This window comes from Neorhizobium sp. T25_13 (assembly GCF_002968675.1).
Lineage (GTDB): Bacteria > Pseudomonadota > Alphaproteobacteria > Rhizobiales > Rhizobiaceae > Neorhizobium > Neorhizobium tomejilense.
The window spans coordinates 1-18,785 of record NZ_PVBI01000013.1 but is presented as its reverse complement, the minus strand read 5'-3'; the positions used below and the strand labels follow the sequence as shown (position 1 = coordinate 18,785).

Genomic DNA, 18,785 nt, shown 5'->3' with positions numbered 1-18,785 from the left:
TTGTTTTTGGTTCCGCGGTCACCGGTCGGGGACAAAGGGTTTCCCGAGCGAGGCCGGCGTATTGATGAGCGTCGTGCGACGATTATGCGAAATGATGATCAGCACGACAATAGTCGCCGCATAAGGAAGTGCGGACAGGAACTGCGACGGGATGACGATGCCGAGGTTCTGCGCCACGATCTGCGCGTGCAACTGGCCGATCCCGACGGCGCCGAACAGGTACCCGCCGGCCAGAACCCGCCATGGCCGCCAGGAGGCGAACACGACGAGCGCGAGCGCGATCCAGCCACGGCCGGCCGACATGTTCTCCACCCATTGCGGTGTATAGACAAGCGAAAGCTGGGCGCCGGCAAGTCCGGCGCAGGCGCCGCCGAACATGACCGCCAGGTATCGGGTGCGGATGACGTTGATGCCGAGCGCGTGGGCAGAGGCATGGCTGTCGCCGATCGCCCGCAGCTTCAGCCCGGTCCGGCTCCTGAACAGGAACCAGTTGATGCCGACGACAAGCGCGATCGATACATAGAAGATCAGGTCCTGACGAAAGAGGACGCGACCGAAAAACGGGATGTCCGAAAGGAACGGAAAGACGATCGGCTGCAGCTTGATGCCCGGCTGACCGACGAAGGCCTCGCCGATCTGGCCGGAAAGCCCAAGACCGAGGATGGTGAGCGCAAGGCCGGTGGCGACCTGGTTGGCCACCAGCGTCAGAGTCAGGAAACCGAAGAGCAACGAGAAGATCCCGCCGCCCAGAATGCCGGCGAGGATGCCGATATAAGGAGAGCCGGTCAGTTGCGCGGCCACGAAGGCGCAGGCCGCCCCCATGATCATCATGCCCTCGACGCCGAGGTTCAGCACGCCGGAGCGCTCGGTCACCAGTTCGCCGAGTGCGGCGAGAACCAGCGGGGTCGATGCGGTGATGACGGTGAGAAGGATTGCTTCGAACATCAGCCCTTCACCTCCACCGTTTTCGCGCCTGCAAAGATCAGCCGGATCCTGTAGTGGATCAGCGTATCGCAGGAGAGCACGAAGAAGAGCAGCAACCCTTGAAAGACGCGGCTGACCTTGTCCGAAATGCCGATCGACAGCTGCGCCGCCTCACCGCCGAGATAGGTCAGCGCCAGCACGAGGCCTGAAGCGATGATCCCGAGCGGGTTGAGCCGCCCGAGGAAGGCGACGATGATCGCCGTGAAACCGTAGCCCGGCGAGATGACCGGCTGGACATGGCCGATCGAGCCGGAGACCTCCGAAATGCCGGCAAGCCCGGCAAGCGCACCCGACAGCAGCATCGAAAACCACACCATGCGGCGGGCGGAGAAGCCGGCAAAGCGCCCTGCCCGCTCCGACTGGCCGAGCACCGAGACCTCGAAGCCCTTCAGCATGAAGCGCATCATGAACCAGAGCGCCACGGCGGCGACGATGGCGAAGATGAAGGCCCAGTGAGCGCGGCCGGACGACAGGATCTCCGGCAGTACCGCCTCGATCTGGAAACTCTTCGTGATCGGGAAATTGTTGCCCTGTGGATCTCGCCATGGGCCGCGGACCAGCCAGTCGAGATAAAGCTGGGCGATATAGACCAGCATCAGGCTGGTCAGAATCTCGTTGGTGTTGAAACGGGTTTTCAGCAGCGCCGGTATGCCGGCATAAAGCGCGCCGCCAATCATCCCGAGGATCAGCATCAGCGGCAGGATCAGCGGCGAATGCCAAGTGGGATAGAGAACCGGCAGGATCGAACCGGTGATCGCACCGATGGTGAACTGGCCTTCGGCGCCGATATTCCAGTTGTTGGACCGGTAGCATACCGACAGGCCGACCGCGATCAGGATCAGCGGAGCCGCTTTGATCGCCAGTTCGTGCAGCGACCACACTTCCAGCAACGGCTCGATAAAGAAGCTGTAGAGCGCGCTGACCGGGTTCTTGCCGAGCAACCAGAACATGATGGCGCCGAAAAGCAGCGTCAGCGCCAGCGCCAGCAGCGGCGAGAGGACCGAGAACAGCGTCGAGACGCGGGCGCGCTTCTGGAGCTCAATGCGCATGCGCCGTCTCCGGAATGGGATGGCTTTCGTGGATACCGCCCATCAGCAGACCGATGCGTTCCAAGGTCAGCGTGCCGGCCGGATAGGCCTTGGAGAGACTGCCTTCGGAGATGACGGCGATATTCGTCGCCACCTCGAAAATCTCGTCGAGATCCTGGCTGATCACCACGACCGCCGAGCCCGATCTGGCGAGATCGATCAGCGCCTGGCGGATGCGGCTTGCGGCACCGGCATCGACGCCCCAGGTCGGCTGGTTGACGACGAGCACCGAGGGCTGCCGGTCAAGCTCGCGCCCGACGATGAATTTCTGGAGATTACCGCCGGAGAGCGAGCCCGCCTGCGGATCCTCGCCGCTCTTGCGGACATCCATCGCCTCGCAGATGCGGCGCGTGGCGGAACGAATGGCGTCGAAGCGGATGACGGAAAACGCGCCGCCGGACAGAAAGGCCTTCTTGTCCGACTGGCTGCGAGCGAGCAGGAGATTGTCCGAAAGCGCCAGGGCGGAGACGGCGGCGTGGCCGTGGCGCTCTTCCGGCACGAAGCCGGCGCCAAGCAGGCGGCGGCCGTTGATTCCGGTGCGGCCGACCGCCTTGCCCCGGATGTGGATCGCCCCGTCTTCGGCGACCGGATATTCGCCCGAAAGCGCATCGAAGAGTTCGCCCTGTCCGTTGCCCGCAACGCCGGCGATCGCCAGCACTTCTCCGGCGCGGACCTTCATGGCGACGTTCTTCAGCGAGACTGCAAAGGGCGTGCGCGCCGGAACAGAAAGATTGCTGACCTCGATGCGAATATCGCCGAGTGCCGCCGCATTGTCCCGATGGACTTCGGCAACGTCGGAGCCGACCATCATGCGGGCGAGCGAGGCCGGCGTTTCGTGGCTCGGATCGCAGGCACCGGTGACCTTGCCATGGCGCAGGACCGTGGCGCGATCGCAGATGCGGCGCACCTCCTCCAGCCTGTGGCTGATATAGAGAACCGACCGGCCCTCGGCCTTCAGCTTGAACAGCGTCTCGAACAGCCGGTCGGCCTCCTGCGGGGTCAGGACCGAAGTCGGCTCGTCGAGGATGATCAGCCTGGGGTTCTGAAGCAGCGCGCGGACGATCTCGATGCGCTGGCGCTCGCCGACGGACAGGTCCGCCACATGCGCCTGGGGGTCGAGCGGCAGGCCATATGCCTTGGAAAGCGACGCCGCTTCGTCCGAGATCCTGGCGAGCGAAATCTTCGGGTCGAGCGACAGCGCGATGTTTTCCGCGACCGTCAGTGCCTCGAACAGCGAGAAATGCTGGAAGACCATGCCGATGCCGAGGTGGCGGGCCTCGCCCGGCGAGGCGATCGTCACGGGCGCGCCCTGCCAGAGTATCTGGCCGGCGCTTGGCTGCAGCACACCGAAGAGCATTTTTACCAGCGTCGATTTGCCGGCGCCGTTTTCACCGAGCAATGCGTGGATTTCGCCGGGAGCGATATCCAAATCGATCGCGTTGCAAGCCGCGAAGCTGCCGAAAAGCTTGGTCAAACCTCGAACCGACAGAAGCGGAACGGTCGCCGGACCCTCGGATAACGTCACTGAACCCCCTCGTTCACCGCGTACCTACCTTCTTCGAGGTTTTTCAGGGCAACGCGACGTATTGACTTTGACGACATCCGGCGATCCCTCCGGACATTCGACTGATATTGATACCGTTTTTGTTGCTTCGCACAACACTAAAGAAAAGGGCGTTTCCGGAACGCCCAACTATTTTCCGAGACTGGGGAAAAGCTGCAGAACGCCGCCAATGCAATAGAGGTAGATGCCGCTCAATACGACGCCGTAGACGACCCAGTCGGGTGTATCGAAATGCAGGAGCAGCGAATAGCCGCCGAGCGCGCACCAGATGAGGCCGACGGCCATATTGAGCGGGCGGAGCCGCTTGACGCGGACGGGATGCAGAAAGTTGATCGGCAGGAAGGTGAGGACAACCGATACGGAGACCACGACCAGAGCCGCCGTGGCGCTTGCATCGATGACGAATAGCGTAAACACGACCATGTTCCAGACGACCGGAAAGCCGGAAAAAAAGTACTCGTCCGTCTTCATGCCCATGTCGGCATAATAAACCGCGCTCGAGACGACGATCGCGCCTGCGGCAACGAAGGACCATGGCTCCCCGATCATGCCGCTCTGGTAAAGCGCGAACGCAGGCAACAGCACGTAGGTCACGTAGTCGATGATGTTGTCGAGCGTATCGCCGGACCAGTTGGGCAGGACTTCCTTGACCCGCACCTTGCGGGCGATCGGTCCGTCGATGCCGTCGACGAGGAGCGCCAGCCCCAGCCACCAGAACATGTCGACGAAGCGATGCTCGGCTGCCGCGACGACCCCGAGGAAAGCCAGGAACGAACCGGATGCCGTCAGCAGGTGAACCGAGAAGGCGCGAATTTCGGCATACGGAACTTTTTTGTAATTGAAGATTCGTCTGATCACGCGTCAGTCCCGCCTTTCCCTTATCCGGCGAGATATGCGGCCAATCACCGCGCATTGCAACCGGCTTGGCCCCGCCGCAAGACATGGAGCATTGCTTTTTCCATGCTGCGCTGCCGTGCCCCATGGATATGCCCGCCACGAAGCTCTAGATAATCGAGAGTACATTTTGCAGAGCAGGACGACGGACATGCAGCATTTCGAGATCGCCGTGGTGGGCGGGGGACTGGCCGGATCGGTTGCCGCACTGGCGCTCGCGCGTGCCGGCCGCAAAGTGGCGATGATCGCGCCCTCCTCCGAGAAAACCGACGAGCGTACGACTGCACTGATGGACCACTCCATTCGCTTTCTTGAACGACTTGGCGTCTGGGAGGACATCGCGCCTTCCGCCGCGCCGCTTTCGGTCATGCAGATCGTCGACGGTACCAAGCGGCTGCTGCGCGCGCCGACGGCGCAGTTCCGGGCGCAGGATGTCGGCCTCTACGCCTTCGGCTACAACATACCGAACCGGGCGCTGTCGGAAACGCTGGATGCGGCGGTGGCAGCAGAACGCAATATTACCAACGTCGCCCAAACCGTCGAGACTTTCGATTTCTCGGCCGAGAGAGTGATGCTGACGCTGTCGGACGGCACGATTGCCAGCGCCGATTTCGTCGTGGGTGCGGATGGCCGCCAGTCGAAAGCGCGGGAGACGGCCGGCATCGGCGTGCGCCGCTGGTCCTATCCCCAGTCGGCGGTGGTATTGAACTTCGGCCACAGTCTGCCGCACGGCAATGTCTCGACCGAGGTCCATACGGAAAGCGGACCGTTCACCCAGGTTCCCCTGCCCGGCCTGCGCTCCAGCCTCGTCTGGGTGGTGAAGCCGGATGAAGCCCGCCGTCTCGTCGAACTTCCGACCGAGGAATCGTCGCGGCTGGTCGAAGACCGCATGCAGTCGATGCTCGGCAAGGTGAAGGTCGAAGGCAAGGCACAGGCATGGCCGCTCTCCAGCCTGATGGCGGAGCGGTTCGGCAAGGGCCGGCTGGCGCTGATCGGCGAGGCCGCGCATGCCTTTCCGCCGATCGGAGCGCAGGGCCTCAACCTGTCGCTGCGCGACATCATCGCGCTTTCGGACCTGCTCGCCGCAACCGGCGACCGTCCGGTCCCTGCGGATGCAGGCGATCGCTTCAACCGGCGCCGCGGCCCGGACATCGTCAGCCGCACGGTCGGCGTCGATCTCCTCAACCGTTCGCTGCTGTCGGATTTCCTGCCCGTCCAGATGCTGCGCGCCGCCGGCCTGCACATCCTCAGCTACGCGCCGCCGCTTCGCAATCTGCTGATGCGGGAAGGTATCGAACCGGGTCGTGGCCTGCGTGCCGTCGTCGATGCCTTACGGAAAGAGATCCGGCGGTAACGCGCCTGAGTTGATGAGGTAAAGCAGCACCGGCAGCGTTGCCACCGATGCGACCGTAATGATCAGGATGCTCGCCGACGCCCTCTCCTGCCAGACGCCGTATTGCTGGCTGATGACAAAAACGTTGGTCGCCGTCGGCAGCGCTGAAAGCAAAGTCGCGGAATAGATCCAAACGGGATCGAAATTGCCGATCAGCGACAGGACCGCATAGGTGGTCATCGGCAGCACGATCAGCTTGGAGACCGTGATATAGCTGATCTCCACCGGCACGCGCTTGATCGGCCGGAGCGCCAGCGTCACCCCCATGGCAAAAAGCGCGCAAGGGGCCGCCGCCTGGGCGAGGTAGTCGATGAGCCGCTGGAAGGCAGCAGGCGGCTGCACGGCAAATGCAGCGAAGCAGAATCCGAGCGCCGTCGAGATGATGAACGGGTGCAGCACGACTTTCCGGACGATATCGCCGACCACATGGCTGACGGGGCGTTTGTCGCCGCCGGCCACCGCCATCATCGCAGGTGCTACGATGAAATGCGCGGCGTTCTCGAAGCAGACGATCAGCGCCACCGGCACCGCTGCCGCCTCACCGAAAGCCAGCAGCGCCAGGCCGGGTCCCATATAGCCGATATTGCCGTAGGCGCCGGCAAACGACTGGATGGTGCAATCGGCAAACGAATTGCGACGCAAAAAGAAGCCGATCAGGAAGAGAACGAAGAAGACCAGGTAGGTCGCGCCGATCTCGCCGAAGATGAAGTCGGCGCGGGTCAGCTGCTCGACCGGGGTGCGGGACACGAGCTTGAAGAACAGCGCTGGCAGAGCCGCGTAGATGATGAACGTATTCATCCAGCCGAGCGCTTCGGCCGGCTGTTTCGTCGCTCTCGCGGCCAGATAACCGATGAAGATCAGGCCGAAGAAGGGCAGCAGCAATGCAATGATATCGGCCATCGGTTCCCTGCCCGAATGAGCGGGCCATATTGGAAGACGTTTTTCCGTTAGCCGATTTGCATCAGGATTGGAAAGGTCTGCTGGAACCAGATTGCGGCCGAAGTGACGAAACCGAAGATGAAAGCGAGCCCGGTGAGGATCAGGAAGACCCCCATGACCTTCTCGACCATGCCGAGATGGCGGCGGAAACGGGTGAGGAACCGCATGAACGCGCCGGAAAAGCCAGCGGCGATCCAGAACGGCACAGCCAGGCCCAAAGAATAGATGGCGAGCAATGCCGCTCCCTCGCCGACCGTGTCGCGGGATGCGGCGACGCCGAGGATGGCGCCAAGCACCGGGCCGATGCAGGGTGTCCAGCCGAAAGCGAAGGCAAGTCCCATGACATAGGCGCCGGAGAGCGTCGCCGGCTGGCCGCCGCCCTGGAAGCGTGCTTCGCGGGCGAGAAGGCCTATCCGGAAAACCCCCAGAAAATTCAGCCCCATGACGATGATGATCAGGCCGCCGAGCTTCGACAGGAGATCGAGATGCTGACGCAAGAGCACGCCGATCGTCGAGGCGCCGGCCCCGAGCGCCACGAAGACGGTGGCGAACCCGAGGGTGAAGAACAATGCCGACTTGAGCACCGCCCGCCGTGTCCCGCTCCCCGAATCGATAACCGCCGCTCCGCCGCCGCGGAACTGCTCGACCGAAATGCCCGCCATATAACAGAGATAGGGCGGCACGAGCGGCAGCACGCAAGGAGAGAGAAACGACAATGCGCCGGCAAGAAGGGCGCTCAGCAGGGATATTTCGGCAATCGACACGTGTGGCTCCGAATGGCGGGCTTTCCGGGAGCCCGCGTCTTGCGCTTGAGGTAATGGCCGAACGCGGCGAATGCCAATCACCTTTTCGCACGGCGGCGGAAAAGCGTCAGATAGCCGCATTTTTGCTGTTTTTGCGGGTTGACCGCAAGGGGTCACCTGCCTATGTTCCGCGCACTTTCAAGGACGCGCTCATCCGCGGCCGCGGGAGAGCGTAGCTCAGCTGGTAGAGCAACTGACTTTTAATCAGTAGGTCTCGGGTTCGAACCCCGACGCTCTCACCAATAAATATTTCTAATAAATTCAGTACATTATGACGATTTCCTGAGACATTGCACGCACTGATTTTCACCCCTGAGGGTCAGCATAGAGTCAGCAGCTTAAAACCGTGCATTGTCCACAGGCCTTTAAAGAGCCAAGCAACGAGTGAATCTCAGGCTTTTTAGTGGTATTGGCCGCGGGCCAACCCACGCCCGTCCAGGCAGAAACAAAGCTCGGCATTTCGGTGGCGTCTTCAATGCCGAGCATGTCCTGACCCTTTTCTGGGGTCAGAGTGCCCTCGAGGACACGACGCGCAACGTCCCCAGGACGAAACCGGATTTTGCCGTAGAGTGTCGGAAATCACAAAGTTGGATCGCCGGCTCATTGGCGTCGACAACGGCGACGACGTCGTTCAAATTGACCTAGCTGATTGACCTGCTGAGGGATTGAGCAAGATCTTCGCGGCGCGGCCAGACCGAGGGATGGCCGTTCATTTCGAGTCTCCTTATTGGGGTTATCGGGGAGACGATGGCGAAACATCGCTGCTTTGCTTTGCGATTCAGATCAATCGCAAACAAAGAATACGTACAGGCGGGCAGGCTTCCCGGTGGTTGATCAACATCAATGTGGTGACTGTACGGATGATTTCTTCTTTTGGGGAACATACCAAGGAGAAAGCACATGAACGTCCAGAACGTCATCCGCGTATCCGTTACCGCGTTTGCAGTCTTTGCCGCTACCGGTGCCTTTGCGCAATGGAACGGTGGTTGGAACGGCTGGCACTTGGGGCCAGGCGTGATGGATGGGTCCGGTGGCCGGTTTCCCGGCTTCGGCCGTGGTAAGATCATTGATCAGAACGACGACGGCAGGATCAGCGATGACGAGGCGGCCGCAACGGCAGACGACGTCTTCATCGCGATGGATGCCGATGACGACGGCCAGATCACCAAGGAAGAATATCTTGCCGTGCGAATGGGGGCCCAGTGGGGTTGGAACCAGCAGCGCCAGTCTGCGATGCAAGCGAGACGGGAAGCCCGTTTCGCCGAGATAGATCCGGACAAGAACGACGCCGTCAGCAAAGTTGAGTTCATGGACGCGGCACAAGCTCGCCACAAGGCTGCCGATGCGGACAAGGATGGTTATGTCAGCCCTTGGGAACATCGCCGCGACCGCGGGTTCTGAACGGCGTATGTGCAGTCTTGACCGGATATGTCCAGCTACGGGACGAAAATCGATAGCGCTTGCGCGGCTTCAATTGACGCTGCGCAAGCCGATTGGGTGATATCTGTGAAGGGTCCTCGCGAACGGAAACTTTTCGTGGTCTTGCTTTCAGCTTTCCTGCTGGCTGCAACCGTTTCCGGCGTACTTGCGGTGCGTCTCGTTGTCCGTACGATCTATTGGTCGGCCCACCAAAACGAGCCGATCGAAGGATGGATGCCGCTCGGTTATGTGGCTCATTCTTATGGGGTCTCCCCGGTCGTTCTTCAGACCGCGCTGGGGCTTCCGATCGGCATCCGCGACCGACGTCCCCTGAGCGAAGTCGCCGCCGAGCAAGGCAAATCATTCGAGGAGGCACGAAAGGCTCTCGAAGCAGCCATCGCCGCCGATCGCAAGCAGGCTTCTGAAACCGGCGGCGTTCGCACAGGGCAATAGAATGGCGGAGCAACTGGTCATCCTCGTCAATGAACAAGGCGCTGTCGCCCTGTTCTTGATCCTCATGGTGAACTGCTTCGGAGTGCCCTTCCCCACCTCGCTCATCATGCTCGCTATCGGATCTTTCGTCGAGCAAGGGGAGTTGACGTTTCTGCCTTTCTTCGCAGCGGGACTTGCCGGCGCTGCCGCAGGTGATCAGGGCGGATATCTCCTGGGCCGCATGGCCTCGACCCGTTTGTTCGAGACCGCGGAAAAGACCGGGTGGCTGAAGAAAGCGCTCCGAGGAGCCGAGAAATTTGAAAATCGATGGGGAGATGCAGGCATATTCCTGAGCCGCTGGTTGCTCAGCCCCCTTGGTCCCTGGATCAATGTGTTTGCGGGTATGAACGGCTATTCGTGGATCAGGTTCTCAACTTGGGGTATCTTGGGCGAGGCGGTTTGGGTTGCCGGTTATATGGGGCTCGGACTTGCATTCAGCAAAAGCGTCCAGATGGTCGCGGACCTCCTCGGCAACGTGACCTGGCTGATCCTATCTGCCCTTGCCGCTCTACTACTCGGCTGGAAGCTCATTTCGATCCTGGCACCCAAGAAGCAGATGGATTCCAATTAGTTGTGAGCGATGGTCAGGCCTGCCAATAACGCAACGATAGATCACGTAGCCGGCAACCTGGAACGAATCCGGTGGAAAACAGGTGCTCGGCCGAACGTCGAAGATGGCCAACACGACATCCGGCGGCTTCCAATCATCGTCGCGATGGCTGTGATTCGTTGGGCATGCCGCAAAACGTCTCCCGAGAACTCATGGCTGGCACGCATGTCGTTGCGATCGCCCTCGCCAACAAGATGACTTGGTCGATCTGCGCGATGATGACGAGGATGAGAGCTACAGGGATTAGCGATCCTAAGCGTGCCGATGCCAGCCTTGGCCAAGCCATCCGTCTGATTGCGTCGAACCACGCTTAATCCTGCCGGTCCTGGGGGCTGCGGGATGTTCCGCGGCTGCGCCAGAACTCCCGTTCCTCTTCAGCCGTCATGAAATCCTCAGGGGCCGGGATCGGGGGTTCCTCTTCCTGAGGGTAGCCCGCCTCCAGAAAGTTCTCGGCCTCGATATAGGCATAGGCTTCCGGGCGCAGCTCTGCCTCCAGCACATGCACGGCAATCTCTTCGGAATATTCGGAGATCGGCGCAACATAGGTATAGCTGACCCAGGGAAAAAGCGTGGTCATGATATCGTGAAGACCGTCGGCATGGAGATGGTAGGCCAGTTCCACATCCGGCTTTTCTTCCGGGTCGTCGCCGATGACAATACGCAAATTGCCGAAGGTCGAAGGCGGGCCGAGCCATTCGTCCCAAAGGAAGAATGCTGTCCTGTCTTGCAGTTCTTCCATCAGGGGGCGGTCGAGCGCGAAGAGCGAGCGCATGACAGATTCCGGATCGGCGGGAACGGCTTCTTCAAAGCGTAGCCGCGCCGAGGCGTCCAGTGCATTTGTGTCAGGGACGGCGATCGACCATTCGGTCTGCGTTTCCCGGCAGAAAGGCTGCTCGATGCGCTGCCAGACAATCGGAAGATCTTCCGAAGCGACGACGATCACATAGACCGGCAGCGCATGTTTCGCCCAATAATTCAGATGAGCCTTCTTGCCCTGGTGAATATAGCCGCCTTCCCCGCGGATACAGGATGTGTCGGACCGGATCTGCAGGGCCATGCAACGGCCGGTGGGCTTGCCTCCGTCGAGAATTTCCACCCTTGCATCGATGCCTGTGTCCGGCTGCGGCATCCTGCGGAAGACCCATTTGAAATCCCGGAGAAAAACCTTCTCCACACGGTCGATCGCATGCCGCGTGGCCGGGTCCGGTGGTTCGGCTGCCGGTTCCCGGCGCCGGGGCGGACGCGGAGGCTGCTCCGGCCACAGCAAGTTCCGGACGGCGGCGAACCAGGAAGACAGCGCCGCGACCGGTCCCTTCCGGATACCTGTCATCCTCCCTGTGGTCTGAAGGCGTCGAGCCATTGGAGTATCCTCACGAAACGCGTGCTCCCTTGTCAGCCTGATCGAGCAACGCAAGCAGGCCTTTCAGAATCTCTGTCGGAGGCGGCGGGCAGCCCGGAATATGAAGGTCCACCGGCACGACCTTGGAAACCCCGCCGACGACCGCATAGCTATCTGCGAAGCAGCCGCCGTCGCGGGCGCAACTGCCGAGCGCCACGACCCATTTGGGGCCGGGCGTGGCGTTGTAGGTCCGTTCCAGCGCCTCGGCCATGTTCCGCGTCACCGGACCGGTGACCATCAGCACATCGGCATGCCGCGGCGAGGCGACGAAGCGAATGCCGAAACGCTCGATGTCGTAGAAGACGTTGCTCAGCGCGTGCATTTCCAGTTCGCAGCCGTTGCAGGAGCCTGCGTCGACGGCGCGGATCGACAGGCTGCGGCCAAGCCGGCGGCGGGCCGACCTGTCGACGGCCGTGGCAAGCTCCTCTATCGCCGCATCGGATTGTCGCGGGGCCGCTTCCGTGAGCGGCGGCCGAATCAGACTTTCGAAAAGGAGCCTGCGCATGGCTGTCTGCCTCCGTTAGAGATCGTGGCCGGAATAGGAGCAGTTGAAGGATTTGTTGCAGAGCGGGAAATCGGCAACGATGTTCCCTTCGATGGCGGCTTCCAGCAACGGCCACTGGAACCAGGAAGGATCACGCAGATGGCAGCGATCCACCCGGTTGCCGGCAAGCCTGAGCCAGACAAGGATATCGCCGCGGAAACCTTCCACGACGGCCATGCCTTCGCGCGTCCCCCCATTGTCGGCTACGTCATGCCGTACGGGGCCGGGCGGCAGCTGGCCGAGAATCTGTTCGATGAGCGAAAGCCCCTGCTCGACCTCACGGATGCGGATCCAGATGCGCGCATTGACGTCTCCTTGGCCGAGTACCGGCACATCGAAGCGGAGAGCATCGTAGGGCGGATAGGGCAGCGCGCGCCGGGTATCGAAGGCGCGACCCGACGCACGCCCGACATAGCCCCCGGCGCCGTAAAGACGGGCCAGATCCGGCGCGAGAATGCCTGTGCCCACCATCCGGTCCTGCAAAGAAGCGGTATTGTCGTAGAGATCCACCAGCGCCGGAAACTTTCTGCGGATCTCGGCAAGCAGCGCGCGCAGGCTCGCCGCACCGGCTTCGTCGAGATCGGCGGCAACGCCGCCGGGCACGATGCGATCGCGCATCAGGCGATGGCCGAAAGCGGCATCGGCGGCCCTCAGCACACGCTCACGCAGCGCGCCGCAATGGGCAAGCATCAGCGAGAAGGCGGCGTCGTTGCAGATGGCGCCGATATCGCCGAGATGATTGGCGAGCCGTTCCAGCTCGGCCATCAGCGCCCGGAGCCAGACTGCTCGCGGCGGGATGTCGAGCCCGAGCGCCGCTTCGGCCGCCCGCGAGAAGGCATAGGCATAGGCGACCGCGCTGTCGCCCGAAGTCCGGCCGGCAAGCTGGAGTGCCCTGCCGAGATCGGCCCCCGTCATCAGGCCTTCGATGCCCTTATGGACATAACCGAGGCGCTCTTCGAGGCGGACGACCGTCTCGCCGTTGGCCGTGAAGCGGAAATGTCCCGGCTCGATGATGCCGGCATGCACCGGACCGACCGGGATCCGGTGCAGGCTTTCGCCTTCCGCCGGCAGGAATTCGTAAGGTGCAGCTTCCGCAAGTCCGATGACCTTCTCACCCAGCGGGAAGCGCAGGTTCCAGCGGCCATGGTCGAGCCACGGCCGGCTGTCAGGCAGGCCCTCCGGTTCGAGGCCGGTCAGGTCCCGGAGCGCCCGCTCCAGCCGAAGAGCGGGAGGATGACGGCGAGCCACCGAAGGATAATTGCCTTCGAGCCCTTCCAGGCTGATGACGCCGGCGGTGCCGTCGGCCTCGTCGAACAGCGCCATGTGCACGGCATCGGCTTCTCCCCAGAGCCCGAGCAATGTCCTTTGCCTGTCCGCAAGGGTCTCGGCTGCGGTAATCCAGCCCGCCGCCTCAGTGACGACACGCGGCCATGGACAATGGTGCTGGACCAAACGGCTCTCCGGGGCGATGGCGATCAGGGCCGGCATGACGAACAGTCCTTTATCGGAGCAGGTTGGCGATATGCTGGAACCAGGCGACCAGCGGCGGCGGCAGATAGATGCCGGCAATCAGGACCAGCACGAGATGCGAATACATCGGCAGATAGGAGGCTTCGGCCGGCTTCCGGCTGCCGCGCGGCTGGCCGAAAGCGACGCCCGTCAGCCGCAGCAGCAAGGCCCCGAACGCCACCAGTAGCCCGAACACCAGCGGCACGGCCAGCAGGGGCTGCCGCGCGAAGGTGGAGCTGACAAGCAGAAACTCGCTCATGAAGACGCCCATGGGCGGCAGGCCGGCAATGGCTGCAACGCCGATCACCAGACCCCAGCCGAGGGCCGGATGGGTTTCCGTGAGGCCGCGGATCGCCGAAAGCCGCTGGGTTCCCTTGATCTGGGCGATGTGGCCGACGGCAAAGAAGATCGCCGACTTGGTCAGCGAATGCATGACCATATGCAGCAGCCCGGCGAAATTGGCGAGCGGGCCGCCGAGGCCGAAGGCGAAAACGATGATGCCCATATGCTCGATCGAGGAATAGGCGAACATACGCTTGATGTCGCGGCGCCGGTACAGCATGAACGCCGCGAAGATCAGCGACGCCAGCCCCATCGTCATCATCAGCGGCCCGGGGCTGATCGCTTCCGGACTGGCGGCGAGCAGGATCTTGAAGCGCAGCACGGCATAAAGCGCGACATTCAGGAGCAGTCCCGACAGCACGGCGGAAATCGGCGTCGGCCCCTCGGCATGCGCATCCGGCAGCCAGGCATGCAGCGGCGCCAGGCCGACCTTGGTGCCGTAACCGAGCAGCAGGAAGACGAAGGCGACGTTGAGCAGCGCGGGGTCGAAGTCAGCGACCCGCTCGACGAGAAGGGTCCAGACCATGGCGTCGTAACCTTCTCCTACCACCGGCTGTGCTGCGAGATAGACGAGAATGGTGCCGAACAGCGCAAAGGCGATGCCGACGCTGCCCAGAATGAAGTATTTCCAGGCCGCTTCCAGTGCCTCATGGGTGCGGTAGATGCCGACCATCAGCACGGTGGTGAGCGTTGCTAGTTCCACCGCCACCCACATCAGGCCGATATTGTTCGAGACGAACGCCAGGTTCATGCCGAACATCATGATCTGGTACATGGCGTGGTAGAAGCGCAGGTTCGCCGACGTCAGCCGGCCGGTCTCCAGTTCGTGGGCGATATAGCTGGCGCTGAACAGGCTGGTCGTGAAGCCGACGAAGGTGTTGAGGACGATGAAGACGATGTTGAGGTCGTCGACCAGCAGGTACCGGCCCGGCGCCGGCCGCTCGGTCACGAACAGGGAAAGAGCGGCGACGAGCGTCAGCAGGCTGGCCGCCACGTTGATGCGCGCCGTCACCTTGTAGCCAGGCATGAGCGCGAGCAGCGCCGCCGCGACGACCGGGATCGCCAAAATGGCCGCGACCGCATCGAAGGCGAAGAGGGAAGATGCGTTCATTTCCGCCGCCTTCCCCTGACGTCGTCGAGCGCCCTGACATCGACGGTGTCGAACCGCTCGCGGATGCGGAACAGGAAGACGCCGATGACGATGAAGGCGATCAGGATCGAGAAGGCGACGCTGATCTCCACCACCAGCGGCATGCCCTTGGCGCCGGTCGCGGCGAGCACCAGTCCGTTTTCGAGCGACATGAAGCCGACGACCTGGCTGACGGCATTGCGCCGCGTCACCATGATCAGCAGGCCGAGCAGCAGGACGGAGAGTGCGAAGGCGAGGTCCTCGCGGGTCAGCGGGTCAGCTTCGGGCGTCACCCGCAGCATCACCACGATCGACAGCGCCACGAGGCCGATGCCGGCCAGCATGGTGGGGCCTATGCCGACCACCGTCTCGATCTCCCGGTGGATGCCGAGCTTGCGGATCATGTGATGGAGCGCGACCGGAATGACGACGACCTTGAAGACGAGTGCGATCGCCGCCGTGACATAGAGATGCGGGGCGCCCTGGATGAAGGCCTGCCAGGCGACCGAAAGGGTGAGCAGCAGCGAATGCAGGGCGAACACGTTGAGCAGCGCATAGAGCCGGTCCTGGTAGAGCATCATCATGCTGACCAGGACGAGGCCGCCGGCGAGCATGTGGGCGATGTCGAAATAGACCGGTCCCTGCATCACAAGCTCCTCGATACGAATCTGAGCAGCGTGGCAAGCAGGCCGAGCATCAGCGCTGCGCCGAGGAACTGCGGCACCCGGAAGACACGCATCTTGGCCGTCGCCGTCTCGAACAGCGCGAGCATCGCGCCGCCGACCGCAAGCTTGACGACGTAGGAGGCAAAGCCAGCGAGGTAGGCCGCGTATCCCGCCTCCGGGCCCTTGAGGTTCCAGGGCACGAAGATACAGACGATCATGGAGAGATAGAGCAGCAGCTTGAGCATGGCCGCGAGCTCGATCATCGCCAGATGCCGGCCGGAATATTCGAGCACCATGGCCTCGTGCACCATGGTGAGTTCCAGATGCGTCGCCGGATTGTCGATCGGGATGCGGGCGTTTTCGGCGATCGCGACCATGATGATGGCGATCAGTGCCACGGCCAGCGAAACGCGCAATCCCACCTGCGGGGACGTCATGAAGGCGGCGATCGTCGAAAGCTGGGTGGAGCCGGCGATGAGGGCCAGCGCGAAGATGATCAGCAGCATCGCCGGTTCGGCGAGCGTGGCGATCAGCATCTCGCGGCTCGATCCGATCCCGCCGAAACTGGTGCCGACATCCATGCCCGCCAGCGCCAGGAAGAAGCGGGCGCTGCCGAGCAGGCCGATGATGGCGATCAGATCGACCGTCCAGCTGAAGATGAGGCCTGTCGCGAAGGTGGGAATGACCGCGGCGGCAACCCAGGTCGCCGCGAAGATCAGGTAGGGCGCCATCCTGAACAGCCAGGATGCGTTTTCCGCCACCACCGCCTCCTTGCGCAGAAGTCTCGACAGGTCGCGATAGGGCTGAATGACCGATGCTCCGCGCCGGCGCAGGAGCCGCGCCTTTGCCTTGCGGACGAAGCCGGTCAGCAGCGGCGCAAGCGCCACGACGAGCGCCATTTGGACGACCTGGACAAGAAGATCGCGCATTAGGACCATAACGCCAGCACCAGAAGCAGGAAGACGAGCGCGAGGAAGACGAGGCTCAGATAGCGCCGGATGGTGAGGAACTGCAGATAGTTGAGCTTCTCGGCCACGTAACCCACGGCGCCGGCGATCGGCAGGTAGAGACCTTCCCAGACGAGATCATGGGTCTCCAATGCAAAGCGTGCCGGGCTCAGCGCACCGGGTGGCGGCATGTCGACCCGCTCGCGGGCGCGAAAAACCAGCGTCCCGAAGACCCGCCTGACCGGCTGGGCGAAGCTGCCGGCCGAATATTGCATCGTGGCGTCGATCTGCGGAAAGCCGCAGTCCCAGGCCGGCACCCGGCGAAGGGTACGCGAAGCGAAACGGTGGACGAGACCGGCGGCGAGCCAGGCCGAGAACCCGATAAACAGGAAGACGAGCAGGCCGTTATAGGAACTGCGGCTTTCCGTGACCGGCACGATCGACAGCCACGGCATGTCGGTTTGCGCCGGCATCCGGCCGCCGACGAGAAGCTGCGTCACCGGCGCGAGGCCGTCGATGACGATCCCCGGCAGGATGCCGGCCAACAGGCACAGACCCGCCGGGATGGACATGGCCGCCAGCGAGAAGCGATCCGCTTCCGAGGCATTCACGGCCGTGTCCGTTCTCGGCCGACCAAGGAAGGCGATGCCGAACGCCCTGACGAAACAGGCCGCCGACAGCGCCGCCGACAGGGCCAGCAATCCGCCGACGGCCGGCACGAGAATGGTCAGCGCCCATTGGGGCAGGTCGGGGCTTTGCAGGATCGCCTGGAAGGCCAGCCATTCCGACGCGAAGCCGTTGAAGGGCGGCAGCGCCGAAATCGCCACGCAGGCGACCAGAAAGGTAAAGGCGGTGACCGGCATGCGGTGGATCAGGCCGCCGAGCTTTTCCATGTCACGCTCGCCCGTCTGCGTCAGGACGGCACCGGCGCCGAAGAAAAGGAGGCTCTTGAAGAACGAATGGTTGAGGACATGGAAAAGCGCGGCGGTCATGGCAAGCGCAGCCGCCAGTTCCATGCCGGCGTCCTTGAACGCCAGCGCCAGTCCAAGGCCGACGAAGACGACGCCGATATTCTCGATCGTGCTATAGGCAAGCATGCGCTTGAGATCCCGCTCCATCAGGGCATGCAGGATGCCGAGCACGGCGGTGCCGCTGCCGATCAGCAGGACGAGGAGGCTCGACCACCACACCGGCGTGCTGACGAGATCGAAGAGGATGCGGATGAAACCGTAGACGGCAACCTTGGTCATGACGCCGCTCATCAAGGCCGAGACATGACTGGGTGCGGCCGGATGCGCCAGGGGCAACCAGACATGCAGCGGCACGAGACCGGCTTTCGAGCCGGCACCGAGCAGCAGCAGGACAAGGACGAGGCCGCTCGTGAACGGCGTGTGTTCCGTGGCCCGCATGGCGGCGAAGCCATAGGCGCCGCCCGGCCCGGCCATGAGGCCGAAGGCAAGCAGCAGGGCGAGTGTGCCGAAGCTCGCCATGACGATGTAGAGATAGCCCGCCCGACGGTTTTCGGCGTCGCGATGATGCGCCATCACCAGCGCCCATGAGGCCAGAGACATGAATTCCCAGGACAGCAGGAACGTGAATGCGTCGTCCGCCAGGATCACAAGGTTCATGCCGGCAAGGAACGCGGGGAAGAAAGGCAGGACCCTGTGGGGCGCATGTTCGTGACGTCCGTAGCCGAGGCCATAGAGACTGGCGAAGGCACCACCCAGATCGACGACAAGAAGAAAGAAGGCGGCCAGCGGGTCGAGCCTGAAATGCGCCCCGAGCCAAGGCAGGCTGAAGGGAAGCACGAGGGTCGAAACCTCGGTGGGCAGCCAGACGAGCTGCACCAGGCCGGCTACAAAGGCGACAGCCGTGATGAAAAGGCTCAGGCCGTAAATGGCAGGCGTTGCCTGCTTCGATCGGGCCATGAAAACCGCGAGCGCCGCTGTCGCCAGAAGCGCGGCCACGCATAGCAGCATGACAAGTACCGACGTCATGGGCGCCTCCTCGCTCCATGCGTCCGTCCGGATGGTTCCGGCTTCTCGTTTCCGGACGGCCCCGCTC

17 protein-coding genes, 1 tRNA gene and 1 pseudogene are annotated in these 18,785 nt (G+C 62.7%); 6 read left to right on the top strand and 13 right to left on the bottom strand.

What is annotated here, in order from left to right; genetic code table 11:
- Positions 1-18 precede the first annotated feature (18 nt).
- The 4 genes from C5J22_RS24500 to pcsA form a co-directional block, all read right to left on the bottom strand.
- Positions 19-945 (bottom strand): ABC transporter permease, encoded by a 927-nt coding sequence (locus C5J22_RS24500; RefSeq protein ID WP_046636356.1) that lies wholly within the window; start codon positions 943-945, stop codon positions 19-21.
- The gene (locus tag C5J22_RS24495; protein ID WP_105440368.1) at positions 945-2,033 is read right to left on the bottom strand and encodes an ABC transporter permease; all 1,089 of its coding nucleotides are present in this window, start codon (positions 2,031-2,033) and stop codon (positions 945-947) included. Before C5J22_RS24495 ends, C5J22_RS24500 begins: the two co-directional genes overlap by 1 nt.
- Positions 2,023-3,597 (bottom strand): ABC transporter ATP-binding protein, encoded by a 1,575-nt coding sequence (locus C5J22_RS24490; RefSeq protein WP_105440367.1) that lies wholly within the window; start codon positions 3,595-3,597, stop codon positions 2,023-2,025. Before C5J22_RS24490 ends, C5J22_RS24495 begins: the two co-directional genes overlap by 11 nt.
- A 168-nt stretch (positions 3,598-3,765) precedes the next feature.
- Complete coding sequence (gene pcsA / locus C5J22_RS24485; RefSeq protein ID WP_046667090.1) at positions 3,766-4,494, bottom strand: phosphatidylcholine synthase; 729 nt, start codon at positions 4,492-4,494, stop codon at positions 3,766-3,768.
- Positions 4,495-4,681: 187 nt separating this feature from the next.
- Here pcsA and C5J22_RS24480 point away from each other — a divergent pair, with 187 nt between their 5' ends.
- The gene (locus C5J22_RS24480) at positions 4,682-5,884 is read left to right on the top strand and encodes a UbiH/UbiF family hydroxylase (RefSeq protein WP_105440366.1); all 1,203 of its coding nucleotides are present in this window, start codon (positions 4,682-4,684) and stop codon (positions 5,882-5,884) included.
- On the opposite strand, the gene C5J22_RS24475 is transcribed toward C5J22_RS24480, so the two are convergent.
- A complete protein-coding gene (locus C5J22_RS24475; RefSeq protein ID WP_105440365.1) occupies positions 5,861-6,823 on the bottom strand; it encodes an AEC family transporter in 963 nt (320 codons plus the stop codon). The genes C5J22_RS24480 and C5J22_RS24475 overlap by 24 nt on opposite strands.
- A 47-nt stretch (positions 6,824-6,870) precedes the next feature.
- Complete coding sequence (locus C5J22_RS24470; RefSeq protein ID WP_105440364.1) at positions 6,871-7,626, bottom strand: cytochrome c biogenesis CcdA family protein; 756 nt, start codon at positions 7,624-7,626, stop codon at positions 6,871-6,873.
- A gap of 205 nt (positions 7,627-7,831) precedes the next feature.
- Between C5J22_RS24470 and C5J22_RS24465 the strand changes: the two genes are divergently transcribed.
- From C5J22_RS24465 to C5J22_RS31760, 5 genes and pseudogenes are all read left to right on the top strand, one after another.
- Positions 7,832-7,907 (top strand) — tRNA-Lys (locus C5J22_RS24465).
- Between the two features lie 658 nt (positions 7,908-8,565).
- Positions 8,566-9,066 carry an EF-hand domain-containing protein gene (locus C5J22_RS24460; protein ID WP_105440363.1) on the top strand — a complete coding sequence of 167 codons (501 nt, stop codon included), beginning with the start codon at positions 8,566-8,568 and terminating at the stop codon, positions 9,064-9,066.
- Positions 9,067-9,093: 27 nt separating this feature from the next.
- Positions 9,094-9,537, top strand: a complete 444-nt coding sequence (locus C5J22_RS24455) for a hypothetical protein (protein ID WP_172746768.1) — start codon at positions 9,094-9,096, stop codon at positions 9,535-9,537.
- A gap of 1 nt (position 9,538) precedes the next feature.
- Positions 9,539-10,147, top strand: coding sequence for a DedA family protein (locus tag C5J22_RS24450; protein WP_105440361.1), 609 nt, complete (start codon positions 9,539-9,541; stop codon positions 10,145-10,147).
- Positions 10,148-10,214: 67 nt separating this feature from the next.
- Positions 10,215-10,500 (top strand): annotated as a pseudogene (locus C5J22_RS31760) (hypothetical protein); the annotation flags it as partial.
- On the opposite strand, the gene C5J22_RS24440 reads toward C5J22_RS31760, so the two are convergent.
- The 7 genes from C5J22_RS24440 to hyfB are packed head-to-tail and all read right to left on the bottom strand — an operon-like array spanning position 10,497 to position 18,718.
- Positions 10,497-11,546: a DUF4365 domain-containing protein gene (locus C5J22_RS24440; RefSeq protein WP_245440519.1), complete on the bottom strand. Its 1,050-nt coding sequence runs from the start codon at positions 11,544-11,546 to the stop codon at positions 10,497-10,499. The pseudogene C5J22_RS31760 and the gene C5J22_RS24440 sit on opposite strands and share 4 nt — an antisense overlap.
- A gap of 10 nt (positions 11,547-11,556) precedes the next feature.
- Entirely contained in the window at positions 11,557-12,090 is a 534-nt protein-coding gene (locus C5J22_RS24435) for an NADH-quinone oxidoreductase subunit B family protein (protein ID WP_105440359.1), read from the bottom strand.
- Between the two features lie 15 nt (positions 12,091-12,105).
- Positions 12,106-13,617 carry an NADH-quinone oxidoreductase subunit C gene (locus C5J22_RS24430; protein ID WP_105440358.1) on the bottom strand — a complete coding sequence of 504 codons (1,512 nt, stop codon included), beginning with the start codon at positions 13,615-13,617 and terminating at the stop codon, positions 12,106-12,108.
- A 13-nt stretch (positions 13,618-13,630) separates the two neighbouring features.
- Positions 13,631-15,091: a hydrogenase 4 subunit F gene (locus C5J22_RS24425; RefSeq protein WP_105440357.1), complete on the bottom strand. Its 1,461-nt coding sequence runs from the start codon at positions 15,089-15,091 to the stop codon at positions 13,631-13,633.
- Positions 15,088-15,756, bottom strand: a complete 669-nt coding sequence (locus tag C5J22_RS24420; protein WP_105440356.1) for a hydrogenase-4 component E — start codon at positions 15,754-15,756, stop codon at positions 15,088-15,090. The genes C5J22_RS24425 and C5J22_RS24420 overlap by 4 nt, the downstream gene beginning before the upstream one ends.
- Positions 15,756-16,712, bottom strand: a complete 957-nt coding sequence (locus C5J22_RS24415; RefSeq protein WP_105440355.1) for a respiratory chain complex I subunit 1 family protein — start codon at positions 16,710-16,712, stop codon at positions 15,756-15,758. The genes C5J22_RS24420 and C5J22_RS24415 overlap by 1 nt, the downstream gene beginning before the upstream one ends.
- Positions 16,703-18,718: a hydrogenase 4 subunit B gene (gene hyfB / locus C5J22_RS24410; protein ID WP_105440354.1), complete on the bottom strand. Its 2,016-nt coding sequence runs from the start codon at positions 18,716-18,718 to the stop codon at positions 16,703-16,705. The genes C5J22_RS24415 and hyfB overlap by 10 nt, the downstream gene beginning before the upstream one ends.
- Positions 18,719-18,785 lie beyond the last annotated feature (67 nt).

Bases quoted from the DNA above. Each gene is read 5' to 3' on its own strand.
- C5J22_RS24480 (WP_105440366.1), top strand. From the start codon at position 4,682: ATGCAGCATTTCGAGATCGCCGTGGTGGGCGGGGGACTGGCCGGATCG.
- C5J22_RS24450 (WP_105440361.1), top strand. From the start codon at position 9,539: ATGGCGGAGCAACTGGTCATCCTCGTCAATGAACAAGGCGCTGTCGCC.
- C5J22_RS24420 (WP_105440356.1), bottom strand. From the start codon at position 15,756: ATGCAGGGACCGGTCTATTTCGACATCGCCCACATGCTCGCCGGCGGC.
- C5J22_RS24500 (WP_046636356.1), bottom strand. From the start codon at position 945: ATGTTCGAAGCAATCCTTCTCACCGTCATCACCGCATCGACCCCGCTG.
- C5J22_RS24415 (WP_105440355.1), bottom strand. From the start codon at position 16,712: ATGGTCCTAATGCGCGATCTTCTTGTCCAGGTCGTCCAAATGGCGCTC.
- C5J22_RS24440 (WP_245440519.1), bottom strand. From the start codon at position 11,546: ATGGCTCGACGCCTTCAGACCACAGGGAGGATGACAGGTATCCGGAAG.
- C5J22_RS24430 (WP_105440358.1), bottom strand. From the start codon at position 13,617: ATGCCGGCCCTGATCGCCATCGCCCCGGAGAGCCGTTTGGTCCAGCAC.
- C5J22_RS24475 (WP_105440365.1), bottom strand. From the start codon at position 6,823: ATGGCCGATATCATTGCATTGCTGCTGCCCTTCTTCGGCCTGATCTTC.
- C5J22_RS24495 (WP_105440368.1), bottom strand. From the start codon at position 2,033: ATGCGCATTGAGCTCCAGAAGCGCGCCCGCGTCTCGACGCTGTTCTCG.
- C5J22_RS24460 (WP_105440363.1), top strand. From the start codon at position 8,566: ATGAACGTCCAGAACGTCATCCGCGTATCCGTTACCGCGTTTGCAGTC.
- C5J22_RS24455 (WP_172746768.1), top strand. From the start codon at position 9,094: ATGTCCAGCTACGGGACGAAAATCGATAGCGCTTGCGCGGCTTCAATT.
- hyfB (WP_105440354.1), bottom strand. From the start codon at position 18,718: ATGACGTCGGTACTTGTCATGCTGCTATGCGTGGCCGCGCTTCTGGCG.
- C5J22_RS24425 (WP_105440357.1), bottom strand. From the start codon at position 15,091: ATGAACGCATCTTCCCTCTTCGCCTTCGATGCGGTCGCGGCCATTTTG.
- C5J22_RS24435 (WP_105440359.1), bottom strand. From the start codon at position 12,090: ATGCGCAGGCTCCTTTTCGAAAGTCTGATTCGGCCGCCGCTCACGGAA.